Source organism: Catenovulum agarivorans YM01 (assembly GCF_000281085.1).
Taxonomy (GTDB): Bacteria; Pseudomonadota; Gammaproteobacteria; order Enterobacterales; family Alteromonadaceae; genus Catenovulum; species Catenovulum agarivorans.
The window spans coordinates 192,143-210,176 of record NZ_JH767529.1 but is presented as its reverse complement, the minus strand read 5'-3'; the positions used below and the strand labels follow the sequence as shown (position 1 = coordinate 210,176).

Below are 18,034 nucleotides of genomic sequence, written 5' to 3'. Positions count from 1 at the left end.
TGCAATGGCAATGGACTCAATGAAAAACTGTGTAGCTAATATTGCAGATTTAGCGGATCGTCAAATGGCGACTATGGTTGATGTAAAAATGAACCATGGTTTACCGTCTAATTTGTCGGCAGCTAGTGAAGATCGTAAATACATCAACCATGGTTTTAAAGCAATTCAAATTGGTTGTTCTGCGTGGACTGCGGAAGCGCTTAAACTAACTATGCCTGCGAGTGTTTTCTCACGTTCAACTGAATGTCACAACCAAGACAAGGTCAGCATGGGTACAATAGCTGCTCGTGACTGTTTACGTGTATTACAGTTAACGGAGCAAGTGGTTGCCGCAACTTTGTTAGCTACAGTTCAAGGTATTCGTTTGCGGGTTATGCAAAACGAATTGTCTATGGATACATTAAATCCAGATGTTGCCGCTATGGTTGAAGATGTGTCTAGCTTCTTTGAACTATTAGACGAAGATAGACCTACAGATACTTTGTTACGCGAAACAATTGGTTATATCCAGCAACAAAGATGGAATCTATATGAAAAGTAAATCCATACTCCAAGCCAAAACACAAATCGAAGTTCAGTTTTATGACGTTGACGCAATGCGAGTGGTTTGGCATGGAAATTATGTGAAATACTTAGAAGACGCCAGATGTGAACTGCTAAAAAAGTTTGATTATAACTACTTAGACATGGAAGCATCTGGTTATATTTGGCCGGTTGTTGATATGCGAATTAAATATGTGCAATCAGCAAAACTGGCCAAAACAATTGAAGTAACAGCGAGTTTAGTTGAATACGAAAATCGGCTAAAAATTGAATATGAGATACGCGATGTTGAAACCAACAAAGTTTTAACTAAAGCCTATACAGTGCAAGTAGCGGTTGATATACAAACTGAGGAAATGCAATATCAAAGCCCTCAAGTATTGCTTGATAAGCTAGCCGCTTATATTTAACAGGAGTTGTATGAAACACTGTAGCCAAGTTTTAGTTGTTTTATTCAGTTGTTTATACGCTATTGGTGTGTTGGCTAATAATAGTTGGCAGCCAATAGCCAAACAGCAGCTAAAGCAATACCTAGCGCCTTACCAAAACTTGCCAGTGAAAGGGACATTTTCCCAAAGCAAAAAATTGCAGTTTTTAACTGTACCGATTCGTTCTTCAGGTGAATTCTCGATAGACAAGCAACAAGCTGAGCTCTTGTGGCAACAACATAAACCTGTGCAGCAACAAACTAAAATAACACCAGCGGGTATTTATCAGCAAAATCCAGGACAAAGTGATTTTGTTAAGGTTGTGGATGACACTGTTGTCAGCCAGCTTTTATTGGCGGTATTTACTGGTGATATTGCTGAGCAAGATTGGTTTTTATGGCAACATAATCCAGCACAAGCGCATTGTATTAAAAGTGACATTTTGTTGGCTGAGTTGTCGCAGTTTGTCCAATCAATTAAGTTATGCCAACAGCAGGATTTAACACAAATTGCTCTTAGTGAGAAACAAGTAGAAACGCTAATAGAGCTTACCGAATACAAGGAATAATAATGACAGGCGCTAACGGGTTGCAAAAGCTTTGGTTGTTTACCTTTATCATTGCAACTTGTTTATTGGTCGGTTTATTTATCCAATCCCCACCAAAAATTAACGCTGATTTTAGCCAAATCTTTTCTCAGCAATCGGTAGATCAGCAAACTGAAAAAGTCATAGAGCAAATACGGCAGAATAATGAGTCTGCTCATTTAATTTTGTTAGAAGCTGCAAAGCTTGATGTGGCAGTTAAGCAAGCTGAGCAGTTGGCAGACCGACTGCAAAAAACTGAGTCAATTCGAGAGGTTAAAATTACCTTTGAGCCAGCACCCAAGATCGAAGAGATAGCCCAATTTTATGCACAATACCCAGGTGCTTTTTTAAGCGAACGCTATCAAAACTGGTTAGCGCAGCAAAATTATCAAGCCATTGTTGACCAGCAATTTACCGCACTCACGCAAATGGTTAACCCTTTGGTTGGCAGCACCTTCAGCCATGACCCAAGCTTAGCGCTCGCTGACTTTTTAACCGAGCAAAATGTCAGTAGTGCAGTGCAGCAAACCACCCAAGGGCATTTATATTTAAGTTTGAATGACAGCCAAGCTGTACTGCTTTATTTCAAACCTGATATGTCGGCTATGAATATTCAGCAGATAGCGGCTGTTGCAGAGCAAATAGATTTAGCCTGCCAAGCGCTGTCGGCAAAGTGTTTGAAGGTCGGGCAACTCTTTCACGCCGACTATGCCAGTCAATCGGCTCAGTTTGAGATGATGGCGTTTTCGCTGGCGTCTATGCTGGCAATCACCTTACTAATTTGTTTTGCATACAAAACGGTACGCGCATACTTAGCAACTTTGTTGGTTATTAGTGTCAGTATCATATTTGGTTTGTTGGCACTGGTGATATTTTTTGCCGAAGTACATATTCTAACTTTAGTATTTGGTTGTACTTTAATTGGTATTTCCGCCGATTATGCTTTTCATGCCATGAGCGAATTGGCTGAGTCGAAACAGCAAGGCCAAGCGAATATCAAAGGCATTCATAAACCTTTGTTTTTTGGTTTTTTAACCAGTGTGATTGGTTACATTATTTTATGCTTTTCGCCATTTGTTATTTTTCAGCAAGTGGGCTTGTTTACCCTAGCGGGGTTATTGGCTGCTTATTTAACCGTTATTGTTATCTTTCCTTATCGCAGTTGGTTTGTCGGTCAAGTCAGCTGGCAGGGGAAAACTTGGTTACAAGTTATTTTGTTTGGGCAAAACAAGGTTGCTAGTGCCAAGGCTCTATTGATATTACTGACAGTGATTGTTTTGTGTTTAGTTAATCTAGCCATGCGTGCTGATTATTCTGACGACGTGCGCCGTTTTTATCAAGTTTCCCCCGAGCTGGCTGAACAGCAAGATAAAGTGGCGCAATACTTTCAGCAAGACTCAAAAAATCAGCTGGCTGATTTCCAGTTTTATTTAATTACAGCGGACAATCCACAGTTATTACTAGATAAAGAGCGCGACCTAACCAACAAGTTGCACAAGCTGGTTGAGCAGAATCACTTGGCTGGTTACGCCGCCATGTCTGATTGGATTATTTCAGCAAACGCTCAAAAGCGAAACTGGCATTTATTAAATACTTACCAACAAACTGAGCTATATCAAAGTTATCTACAGCAACTTGGACTATCTTATCAGCCACTGGCTCAGGCACCGCAATGGCTTGATATTGAAACTTGGTTAAATCAAAGTTTTGCTATGAGTTTTCGCAATCAATACCAACAGCTTGATGGGAAATATTATGCAGTGGTTAAGTTATATGGGATTAATCAATTAGCAGAGCTAGAGAGTTTGGCGGATGAATCGAATCAAGTGTTATTTATTGACCGCGCAGCAAAAATTTCCCAACAACTGACACAATTTCGTGGTTACCTGATAAATATTTTGCTGCTAGCTGTTGCGGTAGCTTGGCTGTTGTTAGTTTTTAGTTTTAATATGAAACAAGCAACGCTGGTGACTTTAATCCCGGTAATTTCTTCGGTAATATCAATGTCTGTCAGTCAGTTAGTGCAAAATGAATTAACTATTTTTAATGTTTTGGCTATCGTATTGGTACTCGCGTTAAGTTTTGATTATGCGATGTTTTACCTAAGCAAAGGGGTTGTTGCCAAAGTGAGTTTTACCACATTAATATCAGCATTAAGCTCTATTTTTGTGTTTGCCATTTTAGGTTTAAGTTCTACTCCGGCTATCGCTAGTTTTGGTTTAACTGTATTTGTTGGTATTTTGTCTTCTTATGTTGTAGCACCGCTAGCAGCATTAACTAAGCAGAGGGATGTTCATGCAAGATAATAAAATTTACGATGTAGCTGTCATTGGTGCGGGTCCGTCAGGCGCGATAGCTGCGAGCATTCTGAAACAGCAAGGACGTGATGTTGTTGTAGTTGAAAAGCAGCATTTTCCACGCTTTTCCATTGGTGAAAGTTTATTGCCCCATGCGATGCAATTTATTGAGCAAGCTGGTTTGTTAGAGGCTTTGCTAAACAATGCGGCAGACATGGGTTTTCAATTTAAAAATGGTGCGGCTTTTTACCGCAATGGCGAGCGCTCATCATTTGATTTTGAAGATAAGTTTTCGCCAGGCCCTGGCACAACCTTTCAAGTTAAACGCGCAGATTTTGATAAATTATTAGCTGATGAAACCGCAAAAAAAGGCGTACCAATTCATTATGGTGTGCAAGTAGAGCAAGTTGAGATAACCGATGAGCTGGCTAGACTTACTGTGCTTGATGAAGCTGGCCAAACATCACAAATTAACGCGAAATTTATTTTAGACGCCAGTGGTTTTGGCCGTGTTTTGCCTAAATTGCTTGATTTAGAACTACCGAGTGAATTATTCCCTCGCCAAGCAGTATTTACTCACACTAAAGATAATATCCCAGCAGATGCCAATTTTGACCGCAATAAAATTTTAGTTACAGTTCATCCTGAAATTGAAGACTTGTGGTATTGGTTGATTCCATTTTCGGACGGCACAGCCAGTTTCGGAGTGGTTGCACGTCCTGAATGTTTTGCCGAAGCTGAGCTTGAGCAGCAGTTATACGACTTTATTAAACAAGATGACAATTTAGCTAGCTTGTTAGCCAATGCCGAAATTATTCAACCTGCGCGCAAAATTGGTGGTTACTCCTCTAATGTTAAACAAATGTATGGCGATAAGTTTGCTTTGTTGGGCAATGCAGGCGAATTTTTAGACCCTGTATTTTCCTCTGGTGTTACCATAGCCATGCGCTCAGCGGCATTAGCTGCTGAATTGGTAGATAAACAACTTGCAGGCGAGGCGGTAGATTGGTCGCAAGACTATCAAGCTGCGCTGAAAAAAGGCATTGAGGTGTTTAAACATTTTGTTATGTCTTGGTACGACACAAGTTTGCAAAACATTATCTTTTTCCAATCGGACGGGTCAGATATCAAACCTATGATCTCTTCTATTTTGGCCGGTTACGCATGGGATACTAACAACCCATTTGTAGCGGATACAAATCGGGGTTTACACATTCTGACCCAATTATGCGAAACCGATTAACCCTTGTTTTGTTGATGGTGGCTTGCAGCTGGTTAAGCAGCTGTAGCTTAATCAATGATAAACAAGCTAGCGCTCAAGCCTTTTACCAATTGCAACCTGTGCCCAGCGAGTGGGTTGGTCAGTCTTGGTTAAATCAATTTCAATTTAATCAACAAACGCAAATGTTGTTGGCATTGGAATTCAATGCCAATGCATTTAATTTTGCGCTGATGGATTTATCTGGTGTTTTGCTAGCGCAGGGACGATGGTTAAATACCGGACAATTGATAGTTGATAAATCAGTGCCAGTGCCAATTGATATGCAGCGTATATTGCAAGATATTCAGTGGATGCATTGGCCAGAACAAAGCGTACGCCAAGGACTAAATTCGACAATAAAAATGCAGAATAAATTGCAACAAAATGGTAATATGCAGCGCATTTTTAGCCAAAATGGCCGGGATATTGTTACCGTCACAGACTATCTCGACGCTATTTTATTGATTCACCACCTTGACGAGTATCAAGTTAAGGTGCAGCGTTTAAATTAACCACATAATGAATAACACACTATTTATAAATGATTTTGGCGTAGTTTGCCCCATAGGTGCGAGTAAAGAGCAAGTTGCAGAAAACTTGTTTTCAGGCCAGCGAACAGGCCTAGTCAAACGCGACGATTTATTGGTTGATGGTGATGTCTATGTTGGCGAAGTGCAAGCAGATTTGCCTGCTGTGGATGGTTTTGCCAAACATTTTCAAACTAGAAACAATCAATTGGCTTTGGCAGCGCTGCAGCAAATATTAGCTGAAGTCGCTAAGTTAAGCACCTTATATTCCCCCGAGCGAATTGGCATAGTGGTTGGCACCAGTACCTCAGGTATAGCTGAAGGTGAAGTGGCCATGCAACAACAAAAAGCAGCTGCTACCTTTCCTGACAACTACGATTATAAACAACAAGAAATGTCGAACTTGGCTGAATTTATTGCACAAGTCACTCAAGTTAAAGGGCCGTATTTAACCATATCAACCGCATGTTCTTCGAGCGCAAAATCTTTTGTTACTGCTAATGAATGGATTACTGCCGGCATAGTTGATGCGGTAATAGTTGGTGGTGTTGACTCATTATGCAAAATGACCATCAACGGGTTTAGTGCGTTGGAGTCTACCTCAGCAGATTTATGTCAGCCTTTTAGTGCAAGTCGAGATGGCATCAATATTGGTGAAGCTGCCGCTTTAGCAATTGTCAGTCGCGAAGCCGGTTTATTCAAGGTATGGGGTGGCGAATCGAGTGACGCTCACCACATGTCAGCGCCAGATCCAACGGGTCAAGGTGCGGTGCGCTCAATCAATAAAGCACTTAGCTTAGCCAACTTAAACAAACAACAAATTGCTTATGTTAATTTACATGGTACGGCAACCATTAAAAACGATCAGATGGAAGCGGGTGCCGTTGCAGACGTTTTTGGCACAGATATTTACGCCAGTTCAACTAAAAGTTTAACAGGCCATTGTTTAGGTGCTGCAGGTGCGCTTGAAGCAATATTTTGTTGTATAGCTTTGTCGCAAAACAAATTACCGATTCATGTGTGGGATGGCCAAATCGATGGCGAACTACCGCAACTAAACTGGGTGAATTTAGCTAATTTTACTCAAAAAATAGATTACTGTTTATCAAACTCTTTTGCGTTTGGCGGCAATAATGTCAGCTTAATTATAGGGAAGCACAATGGCTAAGTATGCAATTGAAGACGTTGTTCCACACGATCATCCAATGATCTTAATTGATAGTATACAAAGCTATGCAGAAACAACTGCGGTATGCCAAGTTAAGATAACTGAGAGTGTGAATTTTTACGACAAACAGTTAAACGGCGTGCCAGCATATGTGGGCGTTGAATATATGGCGCAGTCGATTGCTGCGTTTGCTAATGCCAACGAGCGTGATCAAGGTAAAGAAGTCGCGTTGGGTTTTTTAGTCAGCAGTCGCAAATACAAAGCTAGCGAGCCAGTGTTTAAATTGGGTGAAGAACTAACGGTGAATGTTGAACGCTTGTACAAAGAAGACAATGGGCTAAGTGTATTTGATTGTCAGATTTTGGTCGGTGAACAAGTTCGTGTCGATGCAACTATCAACGTATTTCAACCAGATGAGCCAGAAGCTTTTATTAAGGAACAAACAAAATGAGTAACAGAAGAGTTTTAGTCACAGGTTCAAGTAAAGGCATAGGTAAAGCGATTGCTTTGCAATTGGCAAAAGACGGTTTTGATATAGTTGTGCATTGCCGAGGTGATCGCGCCAGTGCAGAGCATACTTGTGCAGAGATAAATGAATTAGGCCAGCAAAGTTATATATTGCAATTTGATGTAGCCGACAGACGAACGACACGCGAAGTATTAGAACAAGATGTTGAAACAAATGGCGCTTTTTATGGGGTTGTTTGTAATGCGGGTTTAACCCATGACACAGCTTTCCCGGCTATGACAGGTGAACAATGGGACAGTGTTGTGCACACTAACCTAGATGGTTTTTATAACGTGTTACAGCCATTGGTTATGCCTATGGTGTCTAAACGCAAAGGTGGACGCATAGTGACAATTGCTTCGGTATCAGGTGTGATTGGTAACCGTGGTCAAGTGAATTATAGTGCATCAAAAGCCGGTATTATTGGTGCAACCAAAGCACTGTCACTCGAGCTAGCTAAACGAAAAATTACCGTTAATTGTGTTGCACCTGGCTTAATTGATACTGGCATGACAGATGACTTGCCTGTCGATGAAATGACCAAAATGATCCCACTGCGTCGTATGGGCCAAGCTGAAGAAGTTGCCGGCGCTGTCTCTTATTTAATGTCTGATATTGCTGCTTACGTCACTCGCCAAGTAATTTCAGTAAACGGTGGTATAGCTTAATGAAACGTGTTGTTGTTACAGGTATGTCAGCCATTACTGCTCTTGGTGATGACTGGCAAACATTCCAAGCAAATTTAAAATCAGGTAAAAATGCCGTTGTGCGTATGGACGATTGGCAAGACATTAAGGGTTTACATACTGCTTTGGCTGCACCTATAACACACTTTAAAAAGCCGAAACATTATAGCCGTAAAGAAACTCGCTCAATGGGGCGTGTTTCATTGATGTCTACCCGCACCACTGAGCTTGCGTTAGAGCAAGCCAAATTGCTGGGCGATGAATACATCAAACAAGGGCAAGTGGGTATAGCTTATGGTTCATCTATTGGTTCAACACCTCCTATTGTTGGTTTCGGTGATTTATTAAAAAATCACGATATGTCGGGTATTACTGCCACTAGCTATATTCAAATGATGAACCATACAACAGCAGTTAATGTTGGTGTGTATTTTGGTTTAAAAGGCCGTTTATATCCTACGAGTTCTGCTTGTACCTCAGGTTCACAAGCCATTGGCTACGCTTATGAAGCGATTAAGTTTGGCCGGCAGAAAGTCATGGTTGCCGGTGGTGCTGAAGAGTTATGTTTATCTGAAGTTGCGGTATTTGATACTTTGTTTGCGACTTCTTCTAAAAACGATACCCCAGAATTAACCCCAAGACCTTTTGATAAAAATCGTGATGGTTTAGTCATTGGTGAAGGTGCGTGCACCTTGATATTAGAAGAATATGAACATGCTGTTGCCAGAGGCGCAACTATTTTAGCTGAGCTGGTTGGTTTTGGTTCAAACACTGATGGTGTGCATGTTACTCAACCAGAAGATGACACTATGGCAATTGCAATGCAATTGGCTTTAGATGATGCAAATTTATCCGCTGAACAGATAGGTTATGTTTGTGCGCATGGTACGGCGACAGATAAAGGTGACGTAGCAGAAACCACTGCAACTGAGCGCGTATTAGGTAAAGGCAAAGCCATCAGTTCATTAAAAAGTTATTTAGGCCATACCTTAGGCGCTTGTGGTGCAATAGAAGCTTGGGCCAGCATAGAAATGATGAATGGCAACTGGTTTGCACCTACAACGAATTTAACTGAAGTAGATGAGCGCTGCGGCGACTTAAATTATATTGTTGGTGAAGGTTTAGAGCTGAACACAAACTATGTGATGTCGAATAACTTCGCTTTTGGTGGTATTAATACCTCACTTATTTTTAAACGCTGGGAAAACTAGTGAAAACAAAATTGCTGGGATGCATTGTATTGGCGTTAGTCTCAGGCATTAGCCAAGCTAAAGGTCGGTTAGATATTGGCGTTGGTTTAGGTTATACGCAAATTCCTCATTATATTGGTGCAGCGCAAAAGCACCAATATCTTATTCCTTACCCTTATGTTTATTACAAAAGCGATAAAATTGAATTTAACCGCAACGCGTTAAATGCATCTTTATGGCAGCATGAAAATTGGTTAGTAGATTGGAGTGCATCGGGCAATCTAGCTTTAGATAGTGATGATAATCAGTTGCGCAAAGGCATGGATGATCTTGCTTGGGTATTAGAGTTTGGCCCTGCGCTGCGCTACTTTTGGCTGGGCGATAATGAATCAGACAATAGTTTCAGTGCAATATTAGCGATTCGTCATGGCATTGGTTTTGATAAATTAGATTTAGAGCATGTCGGTTTTTTGCTTGAACCAGGCTTGCGCTACCAAGCGCACTATCAGCTATCAAATTGGCAACTCAAATTAACCGCGTCGTGGCAGCTCGTATATGCCGACCAAAACTACAATAGTTATTATTATTCAGTTGGCGCAGATCAAGTAACAGAGAACCGAAGTTTTTATCAAGCAGATTCAGGCTTAAACAGTCAGAGATTGAGTTTAGGTTTAACGGCCAGTCAAGGTGATTGGTGGTACGGGGCGTTTTTACGCTACAACGACTTAACCGCTTCTAGCGTAAAAGACAGCCCCTTAGTCGCAAAAAAGCGTGATTGGATGCTTGGTATGGCGATAACTCGAATATTCAAGGTATTCTAAGGCCGAAACTAATCGGCCTTTTTGACAAATCCATGCCAGTTCTCTTGGCCATCTTGTTTATTCAGGCGGCTAACCGAAGCCAATACTTGGCTTTTTTTATCAGCTGTACCAGCAAGATCTTTTACATGTAAGTCGACCCCGTTTAAATCTAACTTTGCTTTAGTTAAATTAAACGCAGTTTCACCCGCCACAGTTCCCCCCCACACTACTACTCGAGAGCGATTTAAAACCAATGCAGTTTTGGTGCTAGCGACGGTTAAATTAAAAAAATCTACGGTAGAGTTTTCGACCACTAAAGTCTCTGTCACTACGTCATGAACTTCAACACCGGGGCAGTCAATAATTCTCAATTGTTTAAAGTGTTTTTTAGGTAAATCTAACCGAGTATTTTTTTTGTCACAGTCGACTAGGGTGTTGTCACTGCCAGTCACAGTATTTGCTGACACTCTCTTGGTTCGATTAGTTGGAGTGGAGGCTAGATTTAAATAATTTACAATCGCTTGATATACAGCTTGTGGTTGATCTTTTTGTGGTGAGTGCCCCGCACCATCTAATACAACTAATTGATTATCATTGATAAAGTGTTTAAGCATATACGAAGTTTGGTAGGGCATGACGGCGTCTTCTTTACCCCAGACTACTAAAGCAGGGGTGTTGAGTTGACGCAAAATATCGGTCAAATCTTCATGCATTACTGAGATAGCACTTATATAAGTAGTGTTGTTTTTGAGTAGGTGTTCGCGTGATTTTCTCGATAGGATAATGTCAGTAAAATCGGGTAACGACTGGTTTATTTTATCGATAATACCAGCAAAAATATTCTGGTTCTTTTGGCTGATATATTTAATGTCGTCAATTTTATCAATCGCGACATATTTGCTATAAGCGTATTTATGCAGCATGCCCGCAGCGTCAATTAAAATCATTTTTTCTGCTAAATCAGGTGAATTCGCCATCATCTGAATTGTAATGTTGCCACCCATTGAATGACCAATAATGATATTACGTTGATTGCGGATTGAGCGGATAATCGGCGTTAAACTCGCTGCATAGTTAGAAGGTGCATAATCAGACTTAGCGTGTTCAGACAAACCATATCCAGGTAAGTCGATAATGATTAACCTGTAATATTTACCTAAGAGTGGTACGAGTGGTTCAAAGTCAGCAGAAGAGCCACCTACTCCGTGTACCATCACAATAGATGGCCTATCAATGAGATGGTCGTTTAAAGTGTAATAGCGCATTTGTCCATCAAAAATAGACGCGTGTACACTATGAGACTTTAGTTGATAGTTTTTATACCAATGAGGGTCGACAGTCGTTTCTTGCGCAGATAGAGGCAAACTAACGACAAGCACAAATATTAATAAAAATAACTTGTTAAACATAATAAAGACCAAGAGCTAACACTAACGTTAGCTCTTAAAAATCGAAGGGAGCAGAGGATTAAAGGCGAACTTCGGTAACTATACCTTGGTCGTTAAACTCAATCGCTTGGCGTTTGAATTTGTTTAACCAGTACATCCAAGTATTTGAATCTAGGTTCGGGTTTGCATGTATAGGCGGGCGACCCATAGCAAATAAAATACCTTGTTTGCTCATGCCTACTTTTGGAATACCAGATTTAATTCCGTCTTGGTCAATTTTGCTTAATTTTGCTACTGCAGCTTGGTCGCAACTTTCACCAAAAAACTCGTTGAAGTTTTCTGCTAATGACTCACCTGCTTTACGTGTATGTTTTTCCCACAAGTAGGTGTAAGTTTGGCCGAAGTAGGTAAACTCAATGGCTTTTTCGTCGATATCTTTAATGACAACTTCAGCACACATAGGAATTAACCCAGGTTGCTGATAGTTAAGCGAATACAATTTCCCACGGCTGGTATCAGGGTGTAAGTTTACTTTGGCAACCATAGTTGCGCCTTCATAAAAACCGCCTGGTCCTGCGTTAGTCACGATAGATGCACTCTCAGATGAGCCATCTGAAGCACAGCCGGCCAACCAAGCACTTGAACTCAGTACTAATGCCGTTAAGCCAAGTTTCAATACGTTTTTCATATCCATCTCCTAAGGGGTTATAGCTAGTAACTTTTGTTGCAGTGCTCTTTCTGCTGTTGCACACTGCCTGAGTGAGTCGCTGATATCGGCAAAAGAAATCGATTGTCTGTTTTTGCAAAAAAGTACTGCTTGCATTGCAAATTGACGCCATAAATCACCAACTTCAGTTGCGAGCTTGGCTGCGTCGTCCAACTGAGGATCTTGAGTTAAACTTGCTGCTTCATCTAAGTAGCTGGCAAACATAAATCTGAACCCTGCGCCACCTGTGCCAATCTCTTCTTGCATTCTAACAATATGCGCTAAATAAAGTCTCGCGTATTTGTTTGATTTTTGCTCTAAATTTGCGATTTGTTTAGCTAAATAATCAATACCTTTAGCACCAAAAAATGGTATGCCCGGGATAGGAATACCATTCATCATTTTGCCCGTTTTTTTCAGGCTTTGATAAATAGCTGGTTTTAAGTCAACGACGTGCGGTTGCTTGTCTAAGTAGTACATAGTGCCTTTGGGGGCTAATGCACCTTTAGCAAAACGCGCTTTTTGCAAATCAGCGGCTGAGCAGGTGACAACATCCTCAAAAACTGGATCACTAATTAGATAGTCGCCTTGGTCATTTTTCCCATAAACCAATAAATTGTGTGCGTTAAAGTGAAAGCGCATATCTTCAGGGAAGTATGGCAAATAATAAACCGAAGTTTGTAGACCAACTAACTTACCTTGAGCTAATGCATCATCAAGCGCTTGCATACCTGCGCTGGCTGAAGAAAATTTTTGGCTGATTAATTTGATACCAAGCTTTTTTGCAACTGTTTTGATTATGGTTTTAGGTGGCATTCGGTAAGCGATTAATGGCATGCCGCCCACTTTAACAAAAGGTAAATATGCAAATGTGAGTGCTGAAGCCAAACCAAATGCCATGGGCTCGGATAAGTTGAAGCCAGCGTTCGACAACATATTAGAAACGACACCACTTTCGCAGTGGGATGATTGTTTGTGGTTAAACGAGTTGTTTATTTGGCTCATGGTTGGCTTGGTAAGGTTTTTAATGTATCAATTGAGATGTCTATTATCTCAGCGTAAGTTTGCAGTTTTTGTTCGCTTAATTTGGCAAATACTTTGGGTTTGAGGTGACGCTTAATTTGCCATTCAAATTTGCCTGTAGCTTGAGCGAGTGAGGTAACATCCAGTCTAGCTTTATACATATGGTAAGCCAGTGGTGATACTCGTCCAGCTTTAGCGTCTGCATATGCGTCTAGAGTTTGTTGATTGAGATCTTCCACTGCAAGTTGTGTGGCAAAACTCTCGATGTCCCAACCACTTGATTTTACTTTGTGGTAATGACCTTGCTCGTCTACAGCATACACAAGTTTTTTATGGCCACTGTAGGTTGGACTATTGTCTTGAGGGACTTCGTCGAGTTTCATTATTACACCACTGTTAGTTGAATAAAGCAGCTAGAGAAACGACCACTTTCAGGCACATAACATAACAACCTTTGGCCTTTGCTCAGTCGGTTATTGTTAAATAGCTCTTCTAACATAATAAAGATAGAAGCTGAGCCTGTATTGCCTTTCTCTGGTAGGTTGGTAAACCATTTTTCGTAAGGTATTGCAAAATCAATATTGATTAAGCCTTGATACAACCTTTCTCTAAAATAACCAGATGAATAGTGTGGTACAAATATGTCATAGTCAGAAGCAACCAGTTTGCGTTTAGCGATAATTCGCGACAACGCATCTTCAACTGTGGTTTTAACAATGTTGTCGTTGAGCAAACGCACGTCTTGTTTCACAGCTAAAATAGATTGTTCAGCGCGCTCGTTTTGGTTATAGCGAGTCCAGCTTTTTAATTCACCGTCAATTTTTTCCGCGCCGGCATACATACATGCTTCGTGTTGATTAGCAAACGATAAAATATCTATCCAATCAATGCGCAGTGAAATATCTCGCTCGTTAGGCTGGTTAGACAAAAGCGCAGCACCAGCACCGTCGGATAACATCCAACGTAAAAAGTCTTTTTCAAATGCGACTTCTGGATTTTCTTCCAGCGACTGTAATTTGTGTTCTGATTCAGCTTCAAAGTTGCGCGCATGCATGACATTGGATGCCAGTTCACTGGCAACTACCGCACTATTGTTGCTCTCGCCAGCTTTGACGTTGAGATAAGCGTATTTAAGTGCTGACGCACCACACAGGCAAATGCCCGCTGTCGAAATTACTTCGCATGGTGGGTTATTCAGTTCACCATGTACCATAACACCGTGGTTTGGCATGATTTGGTCTGGCATTGACGAGCTGGCAACTAGACTATCTAATTGATTGAGTTCAGCATCATCTACAAATAACTTACGAACCGCTTCAGCGGCTAATTTGGCATTGGTATAGTTATATTCGCCAGTTTCAGGATCAATGCCATAGTAGCGTGATTTTATACCATTACTGCGCAAAATAACCGAACGCGCTCGTGACTTTCTGCCACCAACTTGGCCCAATACTTCCTCCATTTGTTTATTGGAAATAGGCTCGTTTGGCAAAGCACTGGCTAATTTATTGATATAAACTTCATTACCCATTGGGTTATTATTCTCCTGAAGGTTGAGCGTAGTAGCTTTTTTGTTTCGCTATTTTTTTCGCTGTAAGTGGCGCGATCAACTTTTTGATTAGTGCTGTAATTGGTACTACTGTCAATATTAATGTGAGTAAAAAGGTCACATAAACTGATAAACCTATGACCCTGCGTTTACTCTGCTGCGGCCCTAATTTGCGCAGCAATTTTGACCAGATTGAAAAGCTGTGGTTGCCAACGCGCTCGCTAGCAATCAGTTTTTCATTAATTTTTACCGCAGATAAGCCTGCTAACATAGGGCTATCAATTTTGGTCGAATCTGCTAACAGCCTTTGTTTAATGGCTTGACCGAAGCGAGAGGCGTCTTTAATTTCTTTTTCACTAACACCTGCTTTTGGTACCCATGAATAAGGTTTTTTCCGGCCGGTAAACATCCACAATGGCGTTGCTAAAAAGCTAAAGGCAGAACCGCACTCGTCAATTAATGCTATGTTATCCACCAACTTTGCATTCGCTTGTTTGAGTAGTTGTTTAACTTTCTCTTGAGCCATCAACCACATACCTCTACAGCCAATAAGGGTGACTACTGGGGTATTGCTGATTAATTCTTGCCCTTGTTCACTTTGCAAAAATGAAGAGATAGGCAAAGAAGGTGATAAAAACCAAACCTGATAAGACAATATCACTAAGTCATATTCTGCATACTTAGGGGTTATAGGTTTTAATGCAATAGGTTGCATTGCGACAGTTTCAGGAAAAATACGGAAGAATTTGACAAAAGGCCATGGAAATGGAAAAGGCTGCTCAGGTTCAATTTGAACAATATCGAGCTCAATTTCATCATTGTCTCGCAATGGCGTCAGTACAGAATCTAAAATATCTGTTAATTGTCCCGTTTGTGAATAGGTCAGAGCAAGTACTCTGCGCATAATTTATTTCCTGATTTGTTTTGCGCAATTCGAATGTTTATTATACCTACTGGACCTTCAATGTGAATATGGAAATGACTCGTGTTTAAGTCGAATATACAGTTTTTTGCTCGCTATTTAACCGTTTTGGGCGCTTTTGCTAGTGCACAATGTTTTGCTGAGGTTAAGCTGCCGTTAACTTTTAATATAGTGACCAGTGACGATTTTACCTATGAAAAGACTTATGTCCTTCACACGCAAATTTACCGGCTGCCTGCTAATCAACAACAGGTGTTGTGGCCGGATATAATTGAAGTTGGTGTATTTGAGCAATCTATGCGTGAGCAGGACAATTATGTGCAGCTGGAACTGTCGGCAGACAATTATTGTGCACGTTTTTTCGTAGATACCAATGCTAATCAGCAGTTAGATGTATCTTCTTTGGGCATACCCTTAGAGCCGGTAGGATTTGCGACCAACCCCAATTTAACCTTTGGTGAGCCATCGCCAACACAAGCCTGTTTTAACTTACAAAGCGGCCAAGAGTTAACTGTCAAACTCAAAGAAAAGAAAGCCAAACGCAGGTTTAAGCCTTAGAGCTAAATCAATATAAATTGCGAGTATCAGAGCCATCACAGACAGTTCAATTCAAGGCGTATCATTGCAGGAATGTAGGCACCTTTCAAAATGATACAACACAGAAGTGGACTGTCTGTGAGGCACCTGAAAGGCAGGGATAAAAGCCATTTATTCTGCGTTAAGTTGGCTTGACATAGAACCACTATGCCTGTGCCAACTTGCCTTGCCTAAATGGCTTTTATCTCCTGCTGATTATCGCTATTTATATTGATTTAGCTCTAACTACCCAGAATTCAGTTGACTAGCAGTTTGTACCAATCGAGCTTTACACAGCCTTTGTTCAGCATCTTCATGCCAGTTGAGCAGTAATAATTTTTGTGACGGGTTACTGCTAAGTTCTGTGGCGGCCAAGGTCAGCAATTTATCTTCACTTTGGCTACTCGCGCCAATAAACAGGTTTAATCCAGTAATGTTGAACTCTTTGGCAATGTAATAATTGGCGGCATTACCAACGGTTGCGACAAAATCAAGTGGCCTGATAGCTTGTCCTTGGGCAATGTCGGCCAGTAAACCTTGCAGTAGCTCTACTGAAAAATATTCGGCACAACCTATTAACCCTGTCGGTGATTTTGTGCAAGATAACATGAGCTTTTTCGCTGCGGCTAAACCCGCTAGGGTAAAGTTGTCGAGTCGACGGCCATTTATGCCAAAGGTGTTTTTCAACTCAGCTCTTAAGGCTTTGTTGCTGATGTCTCGAGCATGAGCAAATTGGCTTTCGGCGATTATTTCAATTTTCATAATATGGTTAACTTTGCTCGGTCGACATAATTTCAGCAACCATAGCTGCGTTGTTACCACCAAAACCACAGTGATTGAGCAATATATATTTATAATCTGTTAAATACTGGTTGGGAGCTATCAATCGGACAATAGACGGCGTGTCGCTAGTGGTGTGAGTTGGTATTGGCTCATTTTGCTGCAATAGGGCATCCATAATGGCAAGTTCAAGTGCACCACATGCACCTAATGTATGTCCGGTAAAAGGTTTGAGTGCCCAGACCGGAGGCGCAACCGCAAAACAATTTTCTATCGCAGCCGCTTCTGCTAAATCATTGTTTTCTGTAGCGGTAGCGTGTGCTTTAAACAATTCAACTTGAGTCGCTTCAATTTTTGCTAACTGGATAGCTTGGCGGATAATTTGACTGATGTGAGTGCCTTGTTCGTCTGTCATGGTTAAACTATACAAATCACAGCCAGAAGCACCTCTATGCACTTTTATTTGTTGGGCTCTGTTTGGGGCTTGCTCACCAATTAATAGCGCGGCCACACCTTCGCCTAAAATCAAACCATCGCGCTCGGGTAGAAAGGATTGCACAGCAAGTTTACTAATCAAATCTAGTGAACTAAAACCATCTAAAGTCAGCTGGTTATAAAATTCGCAACCAACCACAACAACATGTTGGAATTTACCTGAGGTTATTAACTTTTCAGCCGTGATCACAGCATTGAAACTTGCGGTACAAGCTGTATTAAATACTAAATGGAACTCGTTTAGCTTGCAGTTTTGCTGCACCATTTTGCTTAAGTAATCTATGGTATTTAGCCAAATTGATTGCTGGTTATTATGCGGTACTGCGCCTATATCTAACGAAGTTGAACCAATTAACAATGCGGTATTTTGCCTTTGTTCACTGCTGAAATTTGCCGCTGATAACACTGATTCTACAGCCGTTGATATTTGTTGAATAAGTTCGTCTAATTCGACAGACGACGGCCGACCGGCCATAAAATAATAGTGGCAAGACTGACCTGTTGATGTGTTCGCTGTGTCGAAATTGTCGCTGTTGAAATTTAGCGCTTGGCTGGTACCACAGGCCGCATGAAAATAGGATTGCTGGATATAGGCTGGCAT

The 18,034-nt window shown here is 41.0% G+C and carries 20 protein-coding genes; 12 read left to right on the top strand and 8 right to left on the bottom strand.

Annotated features, from left to right (window positions below; translation table 11 throughout):
* The 11 genes from WSC_RS25305 to WSC_RS0113155 form a co-directional block, all read left to right on the top strand.
* A partial coding sequence (locus tag WSC_RS25305) for an aromatic amino acid lyase (protein ID WP_040394488.1) occupies nt 1–541 on the top strand: 541 nt, incomplete at its 5' end.
* The gene (locus tag WSC_RS0113200; protein ID WP_016956410.1) at nt 531–953 is read left to right on the top strand and encodes an acyl-CoA thioesterase; all 423 of its coding nucleotides are present in this window, start codon (nt 531–533) and stop codon (nt 951–953) included. The genes WSC_RS25305 and WSC_RS0113200, both read left to right, overlap by 11 nt.
* A 10-nt stretch (nt 954–963) precedes the next feature.
* Nucleotides 964–1,539, top strand: coding sequence for a LolA-like protein (locus WSC_RS0113195; RefSeq protein WP_016956409.1), 576 nt, complete (start codon nt 964–966; stop codon nt 1,537–1,539).
* A 2-nt stretch (nt 1,540–1,541) separates the two neighbouring features.
* Nucleotides 1,542–3,863: an MMPL family transporter gene (locus WSC_RS0113190; RefSeq protein WP_016956408.1), complete on the top strand. Its 2,322-nt coding sequence runs from the start codon at nt 1,542–1,544 to the stop codon at nt 3,861–3,863.
* On the top strand, nt 3,853–5,097 hold the full coding sequence (locus WSC_RS0113185; protein WP_016956407.1) for an NAD(P)/FAD-dependent oxidoreductase: 1,245 nt from the start codon (nt 3,853–3,855) through the stop codon (nt 5,095–5,097). Before WSC_RS0113190 ends, WSC_RS0113185 begins: the two co-directional genes overlap by 11 nt.
* Complete coding sequence (locus WSC_RS0113180; protein ID WP_016956406.1) at nt 5,082–5,627, top strand: DUF3261 domain-containing protein; 546 nt, start codon at nt 5,082–5,084, stop codon at nt 5,625–5,627. The genes WSC_RS0113185 and WSC_RS0113180 overlap by 16 nt, the downstream gene beginning before the upstream one ends.
* A 7-nt stretch (nt 5,628–5,634) precedes the next feature.
* Nucleotides 5,635–6,810, top strand: coding sequence for a beta-ketoacyl-[acyl-carrier-protein] synthase family protein (locus WSC_RS0113175; RefSeq protein WP_016956405.1), 1,176 nt, complete (start codon nt 5,635–5,637; stop codon nt 6,808–6,810).
* Entirely contained in the window at nt 6,803–7,261 is a 459-nt protein-coding gene (locus tag WSC_RS0113170) for a hotdog family protein (RefSeq protein ID WP_016956404.1), read from the top strand. Before WSC_RS0113175 ends, WSC_RS0113170 begins: the two co-directional genes overlap by 8 nt.
* Nucleotides 7,258–7,986 carry a 3-oxoacyl-ACP reductase FabG gene (fabG, locus tag WSC_RS0113165; protein ID WP_016956403.1) on the top strand — a complete coding sequence of 243 codons (729 nt, stop codon included), beginning with the start codon at nt 7,258–7,260 and terminating at the stop codon, nt 7,984–7,986. Before WSC_RS0113170 ends, fabG begins: the two co-directional genes overlap by 4 nt.
* Entirely contained in the window at nt 7,986–9,215 is a 1,230-nt protein-coding gene (locus tag WSC_RS0113160; RefSeq protein ID WP_016956402.1) for a beta-ketoacyl-ACP synthase, read from the top strand. Before fabG ends, WSC_RS0113160 begins: the two co-directional genes overlap by 1 nt.
* Nucleotides 9,215–10,015 carry a MipA/OmpV family protein gene (locus WSC_RS0113155; RefSeq protein WP_016956401.1) on the top strand — a complete coding sequence of 267 codons (801 nt, stop codon included), beginning with the start codon at nt 9,215–9,217 and terminating at the stop codon, nt 10,013–10,015. Before WSC_RS0113160 ends, WSC_RS0113155 begins: the two co-directional genes overlap by 1 nt.
* Before the next feature lie 8 nt (nt 10,016–10,023).
* Here the strand turns inward: WSC_RS0113155 and WSC_RS0113150 are convergent, their stop codons facing one another.
* From WSC_RS0113150 to WSC_RS0113125, 6 genes are read right to left on the bottom strand one after another with little or no spacing between them, the layout of a single operon-like run.
* On the bottom strand, nt 10,024–11,403 hold the full coding sequence (locus WSC_RS0113150) for an alpha/beta fold hydrolase (protein WP_016956400.1): 1,380 nt from the start codon (nt 11,401–11,403) through the stop codon (nt 10,024–10,026).
* A gap of 58 nt (nt 11,404–11,461) precedes the next feature.
* Nucleotides 11,462–12,070, bottom strand: a complete 609-nt coding sequence (locus WSC_RS0113145) for an outer membrane protein assembly factor BamE domain-containing protein (protein ID WP_016956399.1) — start codon at nt 12,068–12,070, stop codon at nt 11,462–11,464.
* A gap of 9 nt (nt 12,071–12,079) precedes the next feature.
* Nucleotides 12,080–13,093 carry a BtrH-related acyltransferase DarH gene (gene darH, locus WSC_RS0113140; RefSeq protein ID WP_016956398.1) on the bottom strand — a complete coding sequence of 338 codons (1,014 nt, stop codon included), beginning with the start codon at nt 13,091–13,093 and terminating at the stop codon, nt 12,080–12,082.
* A complete protein-coding gene (locus WSC_RS0113135; protein ID WP_016956397.1) occupies nt 13,090–13,494 on the bottom strand; it encodes a DarG family dialkylresorcinol biosynthesis protein in 405 nt (134 codons plus the stop codon). Before WSC_RS0113135 ends, darH begins: the two co-directional genes overlap by 4 nt.
* 2 nt (nt 13,495–13,496) lie before the next feature.
* Nucleotides 13,497–14,642, bottom strand: coding sequence for a beta-ketoacyl-ACP synthase III (locus tag WSC_RS0113130; RefSeq protein WP_016956396.1), 1,146 nt, complete (start codon nt 14,640–14,642; stop codon nt 13,497–13,499).
* Between the two features lie 7 nt (nt 14,643–14,649).
* Complete coding sequence (locus tag WSC_RS0113125; protein ID WP_016956395.1) at nt 14,650–15,564, bottom strand: hypothetical protein; 915 nt, start codon at nt 15,562–15,564, stop codon at nt 14,650–14,652.
* Between the two features lie 81 nt (nt 15,565–15,645).
* Between WSC_RS0113125 and WSC_RS24210 the strand changes: the two genes are divergently transcribed.
* The gene (locus tag WSC_RS24210) at nt 15,646–16,140 is read left to right on the top strand and encodes a DUF2141 domain-containing protein (RefSeq protein ID WP_016956394.1); all 495 of its coding nucleotides are present in this window, start codon (nt 15,646–15,648) and stop codon (nt 16,138–16,140) included.
* 264 nt (nt 16,141–16,404) lie between these two features.
* Here WSC_RS24210 and WSC_RS0113115 read toward each other — a convergent pair whose 3' ends face one another.
* Both WSC_RS0113115 and WSC_RS0113110 read right to left on the bottom strand, forming a co-directional pair.
* The gene (locus tag WSC_RS0113115; RefSeq protein ID WP_016956393.1) at nt 16,405–16,920 is read right to left on the bottom strand and encodes a hypothetical protein; all 516 of its coding nucleotides are present in this window, start codon (nt 16,918–16,920) and stop codon (nt 16,405–16,407) included.
* Nucleotides 16,921–16,927: 7 nt separating this feature from the next.
* Nucleotides 16,928–18,034 carry a beta-ketoacyl synthase N-terminal-like domain-containing protein gene (locus WSC_RS0113110; RefSeq protein ID WP_016956392.1) on the bottom strand — a complete coding sequence of 369 codons (1,107 nt, stop codon included), beginning with the start codon at nt 18,032–18,034 and terminating at the stop codon, nt 16,928–16,930.

Coding starts and splice junctions, on each gene's coding strand:
- fabG (WP_016956403.1), top strand. CDS start 7,258: ATGAGTAACAGAAGAGTTTTAGTCACAGGTTCAAGTAAAGGCATAGGT.
- WSC_RS0113195 (WP_016956409.1), top strand. CDS start 964: ATGAAACACTGTAGCCAAGTTTTAGTTGTTTTATTCAGTTGTTTATAC.
- WSC_RS0113115 (WP_016956393.1), bottom strand. CDS start 16,920: ATGAAAATTGAAATAATCGCCGAAAGCCAATTTGCTCATGCTCGAGAC.
- WSC_RS0113130 (WP_016956396.1), bottom strand. CDS start 14,642: ATGGGTAATGAAGTTTATATCAATAAATTAGCCAGTGCTTTGCCAAAC.
- WSC_RS0113175 (WP_016956405.1), top strand. CDS start 5,635: ATGAATAACACACTATTTATAAATGATTTTGGCGTAGTTTGCCCCATA.
- WSC_RS0113150 (WP_016956400.1), bottom strand. CDS start 11,403: ATGTTTAACAAGTTATTTTTATTAATATTTGTGCTTGTCGTTAGTTTG.
- WSC_RS0113200 (WP_016956410.1), top strand. CDS start 531: ATGAAAAGTAAATCCATACTCCAAGCCAAAACACAAATCGAAGTTCAG.
- WSC_RS0113180 (WP_016956406.1), top strand. CDS start 5,082: ATGCGAAACCGATTAACCCTTGTTTTGTTGATGGTGGCTTGCAGCTGG.
- WSC_RS0113185 (WP_016956407.1), top strand. CDS start 3,853: ATGCAAGATAATAAAATTTACGATGTAGCTGTCATTGGTGCGGGTCCG.
- WSC_RS0113160 (WP_016956402.1), top strand. CDS start 7,986: ATGAAACGTGTTGTTGTTACAGGTATGTCAGCCATTACTGCTCTTGGT.
- WSC_RS0113125 (WP_016956395.1), bottom strand. CDS start 15,564: ATGCGCAGAGTACTTGCTCTGACCTATTCACAAACGGGACAATTAACA.
- darH (WP_016956398.1), bottom strand. CDS start 13,093: ATGAGCCAAATAAACAACTCGTTTAACCACAAACAATCATCCCACTGC.
- WSC_RS0113190 (WP_016956408.1), top strand. CDS start 1,542: ATGACAGGCGCTAACGGGTTGCAAAAGCTTTGGTTGTTTACCTTTATC.
- WSC_RS0113110 (WP_016956392.1), bottom strand. CDS start 18,034: ATGCCAGCCTATATCCAGCAATCCTATTTTCATGCGGCCTGTGGTACC.
- WSC_RS0113145 (WP_016956399.1), bottom strand. CDS start 12,070: ATGAAAAACGTATTGAAACTTGGCTTAACGGCATTAGTACTGAGTTCA.
- WSC_RS0113170 (WP_016956404.1), top strand. CDS start 6,803: ATGGCTAAGTATGCAATTGAAGACGTTGTTCCACACGATCATCCAATG.
- WSC_RS0113135 (WP_016956397.1), bottom strand. CDS start 13,494: ATGAAACTCGACGAAGTCCCTCAAGACAATAGTCCAACCTACAGTGGC.